Consider the following 12,151-nt stretch of genomic DNA (forward strand, 5'->3'; position numbering starts at 1 on the left):
CGGCCCACCGCTATCACTCGACAACGGAATTGATGATGAAACTGTCTTTGCTGGGCCTGGCCATGGGCCTTGCCAGTCAGGCGGCCCTTGCCGCCCCTACCGCCCCGCCCCTGCAGGACAAGCAGGCGTTCGTCGACCATCTGATCAGCCAGATGACCGAGGCCGAGAAGATCGGCCAGCTGCGCCTGATCAGCATCGGCCCCGAGATGCCCCACGCGAAGATCCGCGAGGAAATCGCCGCCGGGCGCATCGGCGGCACCTTCAACTCGCGTACCGCCCCCGAGAACCGGCCGATGCAGGACGCGGCCATGCGCAGCCGCCTGAAGATCCCGATGTTCTTCGCCTACGACACCATCCATGGCGAGCGCACCATCTTCCCGATCGGTCTGGGCCTGGCGTCGTCCTGGGACATGGACGCCATCGCCAAGGTCGGCCGCACCTCAGCCATCGAGGCCGCTGCCGATTCGCTGGACATGACCTTCGCACCGATGGTCGACATCGCCCGCGACCCGCGCTGGGGGCGCACCAGCGAAGGCTTCGGCGAAGACACCTACCTGACCTCGAAGATCGGCCAGGTGATGGTCAAGTCGTTCCAGGGCTCGAGCCCGGCCAACCCCGACAGCATCATGGCCATCGTCAAGCACTTCGCCCTGTACGGCGCGGTGGAAGGCGGGCGCGACTACAACACGGTCGATATGAGCCTGCCGAAGATGTACAACGACTACCTGCCGCCCTATCGCGCCGCGCTCGACGCCGGTGCCGGCGGGGTGATGGTGGCACTTAACTCGATCAACGGCGTGCCGGCCACCTCCAACACCTGGCTGATGAACGACCTGCTGCGCAAGGAGTGGGGCTTCAAGGGCGTGACCATCAGCGACCACGGCGCCATCCAGGAACTGATCCGTCACGGCGTCGCCCAGGACGGCCGCGAAGCCGCCAAGCTGGCGATCAAGGCCGGCATCGACATGAGCATGAACGACACCCTCTACGGCGAAGAACTGCCAGGGCTGTTGAAGTCCGGCGAAGTCAGCCAGGCCGAACTGGACCAGGCGGTGCGTGAAGTGCTGGGTGCCAAGTACGACATGGGTCTGTTCAAGGATCCCTACGTGCGCATTCCCAAGCCTGAGACCGACCTTACGGACTACTACGCCGAGGACCGCCTGCACCGTGAAGCCGCGCGTGATGTGGCACGCCGTGGCCTGGTGTTGCTGGAGAACCGCGAACAGACCTTGCCCCTGAAGAAGGCCGGCACCATCGCCCTGGTCGGCCCACTGGCCGATGCGCCGATCGACATGATGGGCAGCTGGGCCGCCGACGGCAAACCGCAGCATTCGGTCACCGTGCGCGAAGGCCTGCGTCGCGCCGTCGAAGGCAAGGCCAAGCTGGTCTACGCCAAGGGCTCGAACGTCACCGGCGACAAGGCGATGTTCGATTACCTGAACTTCCTCAACTTCGACGCCCCGGAAATCGTCGACGACCCACGCCCGGCCGCCGTGCTGATCGACGAAGCGGTCAAGGCCGCCAAGCAATCGGACGTCGTCGTGGCGGTGGTCGGCGAATCCCGTGGCATGTCCCACGAGTCCTCGAGCCGCACCACCCTGGAGATCCCGGCGGTGCAACGCGAGCTGATCAAGGCGCTGAAAGCCACCGGCAAGCCCCTGGTGCTGGTGCTGATGAACGGTCGTCCACTGTCGATCGCCTGGGAACGCGAACAGGCCGACGCCATCCTCGAAACCTGGTTCAGCGGCACCGAGGGCGGCAACGCCATCGCCGACGTGCTGTTCGGCGACTACAACCCATCCGGGCGCCTGGCCATCACCTTCCCGCGTTCGGTCGGGCAGATCCCGATGTACTACAACCATATGCGCATCGGCCGCCCGTTCACTCCAGGCAAGCCGGGCAACTACACCTCGCAATACTTCGAGGAGCCCAACGGCCCGCTGTATCCATTCGGCTACGGCCTGAGCTACACCAGCTTCGAGCTGTCAGGTCTGGCGCTGTCGCAGAAGGAACTCAAGCGCGGCGGCACCCTGCAGGCCAAGGTAACGGTGAAGAACACCGGCAAGCGTGACGGCGAGACCGTGGTGCAGCTGTACATCCAGGACCAGAGTGCGTCGATGAGCCGCCCGGTCAAGGAATTGAAGAACTTCCAAAAGCTGATGCTCAAGGCCGGTGAAGCGCGAACCTTGACCTTCGACATCAGTGAGCAGGACCTGAAGTTCTACAATGGCCAACTGCAGCACGTCGCCGAGGCTGGCCAGTTCAATGTGCAGGTCGGCCTCGACTCGCAAGCGGTGCAGCAGCAGAGCTTCGAGCTGCGTTAAGCAGGTTCGGCCTCATCGCGGGGCAAGCCCGCTCCCACAGGGTTGCGAATTGTCCTGTGGGAGCGGGCTTGCCCCGCGATGAGGCCGGCACAGACAACCGAGATCCCGGATCCGCTCCATGCCCTCATCCTTCCGCACCCTGCGCCTGGGTTTGATCATCCTGCTGATTCTGGTCGGCACCACCCTCAGCGCTGGCTGGGCCATGCACCAGGCCAAGCGCCAGGCCATGGAAACCGACGCCCGCCGGGCCGGCCAGCAACTGGGCCTGTACGCCAACGCCCTGCACACCTTGATCGAGCGCTACCGTGCGTTGCCTGCGGTACTGGCGCTGGACCCGGAGCTGATCGCCGCCCTGCGCGGCCCGGTCACCGAACCGGTGCAGGACGCCCTGAACCGCAAGCTCGAACGGATCAATGGCGCTGCCAACTCCTCCACCTTGGAGCTACTGGACCGCACGGGCCTGGCCATCGCCGCCAGCAACTGGCGTCTGCCGACCACCTACGTCGGCTCCAACTACGGCTTTCGCCCCTATTTCAAACAGACCCGCAGCCAGGGTAGCGGGCGCTTCTACGCCGTCGGCGTGACCAGCGGCGTGCCGGGCTATTTCCTGTCGAGCGCGGTGAACGATGAGCAAGGGCGTTTCCTCGGCGCCATGGTGGTCAAGCTGGAGTTCCCCGAGCTCGAACGTGAATGGCGTCAGGGCAGCGATATCCTGCTGGTCAGCGATGCCCGCGGCATCACCTTCATCGCCAACCAGGACGGCTGGCGTTACCGCGAGCTGCAACCGCTGTCCGGTGCCGACCGCGCCGAGCTGGCCGAAACCCGCCAGTATGACAAGCAGCCGCTGGTGCCCCTGCAGCACCAGGCCCTGACCCGCTTCACCGACACCAGCCACCTCACCCGTGTGCAAGGCCCGGACGGCACCGCCGAATACCTGTGGGAGCGCCTGCCCCTGGAGGCCGAAGGCTGGACCCTGCACCTGCTGCGCAAGCCGCAGGTCGCCGAGGATGGGCGCAACGCCGCCCTCGCCGCCGCGGCGGTCTGGCTGAGCCTGGTGTTCGCCGCGCTGTTCGTCAGCCAGCGGTTGCGCCTGGCCCGTCTGCGCCAACGCAGCCGCGAGGAGCTCAAGCGCCAGGTCGAGGAGCGTACCCGCGAGCTGCGCACGGCCCAGGAAGGCTTGGTGCAGTCGGCCAAACTGGCGGCGCTGGGACAGATGTCGGCCGCCCTGGCCCATGAGATCAATCAGCCGCTGACCACCCAGCGCATGCAACTGGAAACCCTGCGCCTGCTGCTTGATCATGGCCGCCATGAAGAAGCCCGCCAGGCCCTTGAGCCGCTCGAGCAGATGCTGACCCGCATGGCCGCGCTCACCGGCCACCTGAAGACTTTCGCCCGCAACAGCCCCGGCGGCCTGCGCGAACGCCTGGACCTGGCGACCGTGGTCGACCAGGCATTGCACCTGCTGGACACCCGCATTCGCGCCGAAGGCGTCGAAGTCGCGCTGTACCTGGCACGCCCGGCCTGGGTCCGTGGCGATGCGATCCGCCTGGAGCAGGTGCTGATCAACCTGCTGCGCAACGCCCTCGACGCCATGGCCGACAAGCGCTACAAACGTCTGGAGATCCGTATCGAGGCGGACGATGCACAGTGGCGCCTGAGCGTGCTCGACTCTGGTGGCGGTATCCTCGACACCGACCTGTGCCGGGTCTTCGACCCGTTCTTCACCACCAAGCCGGTCGGCGAGGGGCTCGGCCTGGGCCTGGCGATCTCCTACGGCATCGTCATCGACGCCGGCGGCCATCTGCAGGTCGAGAACCTGCCGGGGGGCGCTCGCTTCAGCCTCACCCTGCCCCGCGACCTGGAGACGGTATGTTGAATTCAGTGATCGTCGTCGATGACGAAGCCAGTATCCGCGCGGCGGTGGAACAATGGCTGAGCCTGTCGGGCTTCAACGTGCAACTGTTCGAGCGTGCCGAGGAGTGCCTGGCGCAACTCCCGGCGCACTTTCCCGGCGTGATCCTCAGCGACGTGCGCATGCCCGGCATGTCCGGCCTGCAGCTGCTCGACCGGTTACAGCAGGCCGACCCTGATCTACCGGTGATCCTGCTCACCGGCCATGGCGATGTACCCATGGCGGTGGAGGCGATGCGCAACGGTGCCTACGATTTCCTGGAAAAACCCTTCACCCCGCAGCACCTGATGGGCAGCCTGCGCCGGGCCCTGGAAAAACGCCAGCTGGTCTTGGAAAACCGCCGCCTTCATGAGCAGGCCGACCTCAAGGCACAGCTGGAGAACACCTTGCTGGGCATGTCCCAGGGGCTGCAGCAGTTGCGTCGCCAGGTACTCGAGCTGGCCAGCCTGCCGGTCAACGTGCTGATCCGGGGTGAAACCGGCAGTGGCAAGGAGCGCGTGGCCCGCTGCCTGCACGACTTCGGCCCGCGCGCCGACAAACCCTTTGTCGCGCTCAACTGCGCAGCCATTCCCGAGACGCTCTTCGAGGCCGAGCTGTTCGGCCATGAGAGCGGCGCCTTCACCGGCGCCCAGGGCAAGCGCATCGGCAAGCTGGAGTACGCCAATGGCGGAACGGTGTTCCTCGACGAAATCGAGAGCATGCCCCTGGCCCAGCAAGCCAAGCTACTGCGGGTGATCCAGGAGCAGAAGCTCGAACGACTGGGCGCCAACCAGAGCATCGCCGTCGACCTGCGCATCATCGCTGCGACCAAACCGGACCTGCTCGAGGAAGCCCGCGCCGGGCGTTTCCGCGAGGATCTGGCCTATCGCCTGAACGTCGCCGAGTTGCGCCTGGCCCCTTTGCGCGAGCGGCGGGAGGATATCCCGTTGCTGTTCGAGCATTTCGCCCGTGCTGCCAGCGAACGTCTCGGGCGCAACGCCCCGTCACTTGGCGGCGTACAACTGGCGGGCCTGTTGGCCCACGATTGGCCAGGCAATGTGCGCGAACTGGCCAATGCCGCTGAACGTCATGCCCTGGGGCTGGGGTCGCCGAACCTTGAGAGCCTGCCAGGAGGGGAGTCTCTGAGCGAACAGATGGAGGCCTTCGAGGCCCAGTGTCTGCGTGCCGCGCTGCGCCAGCACAAGGGCGAGATCAAGGGGGTGATGGAGGCGCTGCAACTGCCGCGGCGCACGTTGAACGAGAAGATGCAGCGGCATGGGCTGGTGCGCGAGGACTTTCTCGGCAGCGAATGAGCGGATTTCCGCCTATAGATCCAGGCAAATGAGCGGAAGTTCGCTCACTGCATGCTGAATCGCCGGGGCTGTCTTGCAGACCATCGCAGGCAAGCCAGCTCCCGCAAAGCACCACGCCAAGCCAGTCACTGTGGGAGCTGGCCTGCCAGCGGTGGGGCACAAGACGCCCCCAAATGGATCACTGCGCACCCATCTGGCACACCTTCTGCAAAACCCTTCTCAACTTGCGCCCCGAGCGCACCCCACAAAAACAACGAGAAGGTATCCCTGATGGATAACGCCAGCACTCTGCCCACCGGGGCAGCCGTCGCGCCCGCCACGGAAAAGTCCACCGCCAGCCGCCTCAAATCGATCTTCAGTGGTTCCATCGGCAACATGGTCGAATGGTACGACTGGTACGTCTACGCCGCGTTCTCGCTGTACTTCGCCAAGGCCTTCTTCCCCGCCGGCGACACCACCGCCCAACTGCTCAACACCGCCGCAATCTTCGCCGTGGGCTTCCTCATGCGCCCGATCGGTGGCTGGCTGATGGGCCTGTACGCCGACCGCAAGGGCCGCAAGGCGGCGCTGATGGCCTCGGTGCTGCTGATGTGCGCAGGCTCGCTGGTCATCGCCCTGACGCCAGGGTACGAGACCATCGGCGTCGCCGCGCCGATCCTGCTGGTCATCGCCCGCTTGATGCAGGGCCTGTCGGTAGGCGGCGAGTACGGCACGTCGGCCACCTACCTGAGCGAGATGGCCAGCAAGGAACGCCGCGGCTTCTTCTCCAGCTTCCAGTACGTCACCCTGATCTCCGGCCAGCTCATCGCCCTGGCAGTGCTGATCGTCCTGCAGAACACGCTGACCACCGAGGAGCTGTACGCCTGGGGCTGGCGTGTGCCCTTCGTGATCGGCGCGCTGTGCGCGGTAGTCGCCTTGTACCTGCGCCGTGGCATGGAAGAGACCGCCTCCTTCACCAAGAAGGAAAAGTCCAAAGAGAGTCTGATGCGCACCCTGCTGCGCCATCCCAAGGAACTGATGACCGTGGTCGGCCTGACCATGGGCGGCACCCTGGCCTTCTACACCTATACCACCTACATGCAGAAGTACCTGGTCAACACGGTGGGGATGAGCATCAGCGACTCGACCACCATCTCGGCGGCCACACTGTTCCTGTTCATGTGCCTGCAGCCGGTGATCGGCGGCCTGTCCGACAAGATCGGCCGGCGCCCGATCCTGATCGCCTTCGGTGTGCTCGGCACCCTGTTCACCGTGCCGATCCTCAGCACCCTGCACACCATCCAGACCTGGTGGGGCGCGTTCTTCCTGATCATGGCCGCGCTGATCATCGTCAGCGGCTACACCTCGATCAACGCTGTGGTGAAGGCCGAGCTGTTCCCCACCGAAATCCGCGCCCTGGGCGTCGGCCTGCCGTACGCGCTGACCGTGTCGATCTTCGGCGGCACCGCCGAGTACGTGGCCCTGTGGTTCAAGAGCATCGGCATGGAGACCGGCTTCTACTGGTACGTCACCGCCTGCATCGCCTGTTCGCTGCTGGTGTACGCAACCATGAAGGACACCAAGCAACATTCGCGGATCACCACTGACTGATCACTGCTCACCAAACGTGAGAAGGGGCGCTCCGGATGACGGGCCGCCCCTTTTTTAATGGATTGTGAGCCGAATAATAGTGCTATTCGGCTCACATAATGAGCCGCATCTGAAAATCTCGATCGCGCTACACCTTGCGCACGGGTAACCGGTCGCCATCTCGGGAAAAGCCACCTATTCCCTTAATTCCCAATTAACTGCCTAGGCCCAAGCTGAAATGGCCCTGTCACCGGCCTGGCCCTGCGCAAACCGATGGTAACGGCATTGGACGGTGGCTAGGGCGCCAGCGGCAGTTTCCTGAAGTTACCCGCGCCGAAAAAGATCAATTTAATCGATTTTTATACGTGATTTTTTGCGCTTTTTAATCAATTTAATTGGCGTAGCATTGAACCCATAGAAACAACAACCCCTAGCAACTCACCGGAGCAACGACCATGAAAAACAAACTGATCCTCACCCTTGTCCTCTCTGTTCTGGCCACTGGCGCCTTCGCCGAAGACGGTTTTGACCGTACCGGCGCCCACACCTTCGCTGCTGTGCAGAGTCAATCGGCCACCTATGCAGAAGATGGCTTCGATCGTACCGGCGGCCAGCGGTTCGCCGAAGACGGCTTCGATCGCACCGGCGGCCAGCGTTTCGCCGAAGACGGCTTCGATCGCACCGGCGGCCAACGCTTCGCTGAAGACGGTTTTGATCGCACCGGCGGCCAGCGCTTCGCGGAGGATGGTTTCGACCGCACCGGTGGCCAGCGCTTCGCGGAGGATGGTTTCGACCGCACCAACGGCCACCGCATCAGCTGATTGCTGATGCGCGCTACCAGCCCGGCTTTGGCCGGGCTTGATCATTTTCAGTTGAGCCAAGCCTTGGCACACTAGGCGCCTCGTCCCCCACCAGGAAGGGCCTCACGGCCTTGCGCAGATGTACTACTACGAACCCGCCAAAGGCCACGGCCTGCCCCACGACCCGTTCAACGCCATCGTCGGCCCACGGCCCATCGGCTGGATCTCCAGCCACGACCGCGAAGGCCGCTTGAATTTGGCGCCCTACAGCTTCTTCAACGCCTTCAACTACATCCCACCGATCATCGGTTTCTGCAGCGTCGGGCGCAAAGACAGCCTGAACAACATCGAGCAGACCGGCGAGTTCGTCTGGAACCTGGCTACCCGACCGCTGGCCGAGCAGATGAACCAGAGCTGTGCCGCGGTGGCGGCAGATATCGACGAGTTCGCGCTCAGTGGCCTGACCCCGGCCATGTCCAACGTGGTCAAGGTGCCACGCGTGGGCGAGAGCCCGGTGAGCTTCGAATGCAAGGTCAGCCAGATCGTCCAGCTCAAGCGCGCCGACCAGGAGGTGGTTCCCAGCTGGCTGATCCTCGGAGAGGTAGTGGCGGTACACATTGCAGAACACCTGCTCAAGGACGGCATCTACGACACCGCCGCCGCCGAGCCTATCCTGCGTGGCGGCGGCCCAGCCGACTACTTTGCGCTGGGCGAGCTGTTCAAGATGGCCCGGCCGCAAGCCTGATCAGAAGATCAACTCGCCTTCCTCGCCCACACCCTGCAGGCGTTCGAGTTCAGCACAAGCGGCCTCGTCGGCCGCGATCGCCGACTGGAACACCTGCCCGTCGAGCACTTTGTGAAAGCGCGGCGCACCGCCCATGCCCAGGGCCTTCACGGCGATCGCCGCGTGGTAGCCGCCGCCTTGCACCGGGACCATCGCCGAGACCGCTTCGAAGTGGGGGAATTCTCTACGTGCCATGCTGCACTCCGCCTGAATGATGTAGGGGCGGCATTCTACACATCAGGCGAAGGTATGCAGGTCCAGGCTGCTGACCACCTGCGCCTGAACCAGCTCGCCAAACACCTCCAGGGTGGGCGAGGCGAAATAGCCGCTCATCGCCTGCTGGTCGCTCCAGCTGCCGCTGAGCAGCCACAGATCGGCATCGACCTGCGAACGCTGCACACTGAAGCTCAGGCAGCCGGGCGCCCGCAGCGACGGCTCCAGCAGGTCGCGCAGACGCATGCCGAGTTCCGCCGAACGACCGTTGCTGGCGCGGATGAAAGCCAGGTGAGTGACCGGTTGAGGCTGGGTCATGAACGATCTCCTTGAAGCGCTACGGACGGGAAAACAGGCTGCCAAGATTAGGGCCCGCCCCTCGCGCGACGTTAGGCCATTACTGCCGAGCGATTGCCTGATCCTGCCGCGCGACAGGATCAGGCAATCGAACGACAGCATTCGACTAGCGCCCGACATTGCCCATACCTATGCTGGCCCGGTCAGTAGAGGAACCACGCCATGACCACGCTCCCGCCACCCGACTCGACCCTTGAGCTGCAGCGCCAGGAACTGGCCGCGCTGATCCAGCGCCACGCCGGCCAGCCCCATGGCCCGGCGTCGGCCATCGAAGACCTTTACCTCACCTGTTACAAGGAGGAGATCCGCGGCATGCCTGCGCTGGCCCAGCCGGCGTTGTGCATTCTTGCCCAAGGCAGCAAGACCCTGATCCTCGGCGACGAACATTACGCCTATGATCCGCTGCACTACATGGTGGTGTCGGTCACCTTGCCGATCAGCGGCGCCCTGCTCAAGGCCAGCCCCGAGCATCCCGCATTGGGCTTGCGCCTGGACATCGACCCGGCGCAACTGAGCCAGCTGATCGCCGAAAGCAGCCCGATGGTGGTGCCAAACCGGCCATCAGGCCTCGGCCTGTACGTGGAGAAAAGCGATCCGCAGCTTCTGGACGCGTTGATCCGCCTGATCAAACTGCTGGACTCGCCACGCGACATTGCCATCCTTGCGCCGATGATCCGCCGGGAAATCTTCTACCGCCTGTTGCGCGGCCCCCAGGGTTACCGGCTGTACGAAATCGCCCTGGCCAACAGCCAGACCCATCGGGTCTGCCAGGCGATTACCTGGCTCAACAACCATTACCACCAGCCATTGCGTATCGAAGACCTCGCCCGGGAAGTGAACCTCAGCGTCTCCACCCTGCATCACCGCTTCAAGTCGGTGACGTCGATGAGCCCGTTGCAGTACCAGAAGCAACTGCGCCTGCAGGAGGCCAGACGCCTGATGTTCAACGAGGGGTTGGAGGCTGCCGTGGCCGGCTACCGGGTGGGCTACGAGAGCCCATCCCAGTTCAGCCGCGAATACAGCCGGCTGTACGGCGCGCCGCCGATCCGTGACGTGGCAAGGTTGCGCGCCAGCGCCAGCTGAGTAACCAACCACACCTGGGGGAGCAACAATCTTGTGTGGTTTGTAATGGCCTCATCGCTGGCAAGCCAGCTCCCACAGGGATGGCGCTTAACCTGAGGGCGGCGCGATAGAGGGGAGCCGGCCTGCCGGCGAATCGAGGGCATAGCCCTCGTGTCGCAGTCAGCCTTGCACAGCCAACTGCCATTGCCCCTGATCCACCTGGATCAGCGTCGGCCCCGGGCGCTCCACCGCTCGGCCCAGCGCCGCCTGCAACTGCGCCACGTCAGCCACCGACTCGGCATCGGCCCCCAGCGCCCGTGCCACGCCGATGAAGTCCGGGGTGTGGATGTCCACACCGACCGGCTCGATCGCCCGGTTGACCATGTATTTCTTGATTTCCTCGTACCCCTGGTTGTTCCACAGCAGCACGATCAGCGGCACCTGCGCCTCGACGGCACTGGCCAGCTCGGGCAGGGTGAACTGCAGCCCGCCATCACCGATCAGGCATACCGTGGGTACACGTGCGGCGCGTGCTTCGGCACTGCCGAGCCAGGCGCCCATGGCCGCCGGCAACGCATAGCCCAGCGTGCCGTAGCCGGTCGAGGCATTGAACCAGCGACGCGGTCGGGTCATGTCCAGGGTCAGGTTGCCGGTGTAGACCGGCTGGGTCGAATCGCCCACCAGCACAGCGTCCGGCAGGGTTTCCAGGATGCCATGCAGCAAACGGGTCTGGCTCAGGGTCGGCTGATCCCAGGTTGCGGCGTTGTCCTGGCGAAGCCGAGCGGCCCGAGCAGCGCCCCAGTTATCATCACGCGGGGGTTGCGCCTGCATGTGCAAGGCCACCAGAAGGGCCTCGGTCGCCTGTGCGGCATCGGCCACCAGGGCCAGCTCGGGCAGATAGTTGCGCACCGTCTGGTCCGGGTCGATATCGATCCGCAGCAGGCTGCCAGGGATTTCGAAACCGCCCTTGAACGTCACGTCATAGTCGGTCTCGGCCAGCTCGGTACCGATGGCCAGCACCACATCGGCCTCGGCGACCAACGCACGGGTGGCCGGCAAAGTCTGGGTCGAGCCGATCTGCAGCGGATGGTTGGCCGGCAGCAGCCCCTTGGCATTGATGGTCAGCGCCACCGGCGCCTGCAGGTGCTCGGCCAGCCTGGCCAGCCCGGCGCCGGCTTCCAGGGCACCACCGCCGGCGAGGATCAACGGTCGGCGCGCCTTGGCCAGGCGCAGGGCCATCTGCTGCACGGTCTGCGGCGCCGCGCCCGCGCGCGCGGTGCGCACCGGGCGGCCCGGCAGCAGGTGATCGGCGGGCTCCACCAGCACATCCAGCGGGATCTCGATATGCACCGGGCGCGGGCGGCCTCCGTCGAACACGGCAAAGGCACGGGCCAATGCCTCGGGCAGGTCATCGGCACTCATCAAGGTGTGCGAAAACGCCGCCACCCCCGCCACCAGCCCGGCCTGGTTGGGCAGTTCGTGCAACTTGCCGCGCCCACCACCCAGCTGGCTGCGCGACTGCACGCTGGAAATCACCAGCATCGGGATCGAGTCGGCGTAGGCCTGGCCCATGGCGGTGGTGATGTTGGTCATGCCCGGGCCGGTGATGATGAAGCACACCCCAGGCTTGCCCCGGGTACGCGAGTAGCCATCGGCCATGAACCCGGCGCCCTGCTCGTGGCGCGGGGTGATGTGGCGGATCGAGGAGGCAGCCAGGCCGCGGTAGAGTTCCACGGTATGCACGCCGGGAATGCCGAAGACATGATCGACACCATAGCCTTCGAGGAGTTTGACCAGCACTTCACCACAGGTTGCCATCATCGAGTACCCGATTCTTG

Annotated in this window: 10 protein-coding genes; 7 read left to right on the plus strand and 3 right to left on the minus strand. The window is 64.8% G+C overall.

Going from position 1 to position 12,151, the window contains the following annotated elements; translation table 11 throughout:
• Nucleotides 1–32 precede the first annotated feature (32 nt).
• From bglX to KSS90_RS20625, 6 genes are all read left to right on the plus strand, one after another.
• Nucleotides 33–2,324: a beta-glucosidase BglX gene (gene bglX / locus KSS90_RS20600; RefSeq protein ID WP_217867056.1), complete on the plus strand. Its 2,292-nt coding sequence runs from the start codon at nucleotides 33–35 to the stop codon at nucleotides 2,322–2,324.
• A gap of 118 nt (nucleotides 2,325–2,442) precedes the next feature.
• Entirely contained in the window at nucleotides 2,443–4,200 is a 1,758-nt protein-coding gene (locus tag KSS90_RS20605; protein WP_217867057.1) for a sensor histidine kinase, read from the plus strand.
• Nucleotides 4,194–5,528 (plus strand): sigma-54-dependent transcriptional regulator, encoded by a 1,335-nt coding sequence (locus tag KSS90_RS20610; RefSeq protein ID WP_217867058.1) that lies wholly within the window; start codon nucleotides 4,194–4,196, stop codon nucleotides 5,526–5,528. The genes KSS90_RS20605 and KSS90_RS20610 overlap by 7 nt, the downstream gene beginning before the upstream one ends.
• A 270-nt stretch (nucleotides 5,529–5,798) precedes the next feature.
• The gene (locus KSS90_RS20615; protein WP_217867059.1) at nucleotides 5,799–7,118 is read left to right on the plus strand and encodes an MFS transporter; all 1,320 of its coding nucleotides are present in this window, start codon (nucleotides 5,799–5,801) and stop codon (nucleotides 7,116–7,118) included.
• A gap of 434 nt (nucleotides 7,119–7,552) precedes the next feature.
• Nucleotides 7,553–7,918, plus strand: a complete 366-nt coding sequence (locus KSS90_RS20620) for a heme utilization protein (protein WP_217867060.1) — start codon at nucleotides 7,553–7,555, stop codon at nucleotides 7,916–7,918.
• Between the two features lie 118 nt (nucleotides 7,919–8,036).
• Nucleotides 8,037–8,642, plus strand: a complete 606-nt coding sequence (locus KSS90_RS20625; protein WP_217867061.1) for a flavin reductase family protein — start codon at nucleotides 8,037–8,039, stop codon at nucleotides 8,640–8,642.
• On the opposite strand, the gene KSS90_RS20630 is transcribed toward KSS90_RS20625, so the two are convergent.
• A complete protein-coding gene (locus KSS90_RS20630) occupies nucleotides 8,643–8,876 on the minus strand; it encodes a hypothetical protein (RefSeq protein ID WP_186713115.1) in 234 nt (77 codons plus the stop codon).
• A gap of 42 nt (nucleotides 8,877–8,918) precedes the next feature.
• Nucleotides 8,919–9,212: a putative quinol monooxygenase gene (locus KSS90_RS20635; protein ID WP_023630181.1), complete on the minus strand. Its 294-nt coding sequence runs from the start codon at nucleotides 9,210–9,212 to the stop codon at nucleotides 8,919–8,921.
• Between the two features lie 201 nt (nucleotides 9,213–9,413).
• Between KSS90_RS20635 and KSS90_RS20640 the strand changes: the two genes are divergently transcribed.
• Complete coding sequence (locus KSS90_RS20640) at nucleotides 9,414–10,334, plus strand: AraC family transcriptional regulator (RefSeq protein WP_102682762.1); 921 nt, start codon at nucleotides 9,414–9,416, stop codon at nucleotides 10,332–10,334.
• Between the two features lie 159 nt (nucleotides 10,335–10,493).
• Here KSS90_RS20640 and KSS90_RS20645 read toward each other — a convergent pair whose 3' ends face one another.
• Nucleotides 10,494–12,131, minus strand: a complete 1,638-nt coding sequence (locus tag KSS90_RS20645) for a 5-guanidino-2-oxopentanoate decarboxylase (RefSeq protein ID WP_217869833.1) — start codon at nucleotides 12,129–12,131, stop codon at nucleotides 10,494–10,496.
• Nucleotides 12,132–12,151: the final 20 nt, after the last annotated feature.

The organism is Pseudomonas maumuensis (assembly GCF_019139675.1).
Taxonomy (GTDB): Bacteria; Pseudomonadota; Gammaproteobacteria; order Pseudomonadales; family Pseudomonadaceae; genus Aquipseudomonas; species Aquipseudomonas maumuensis.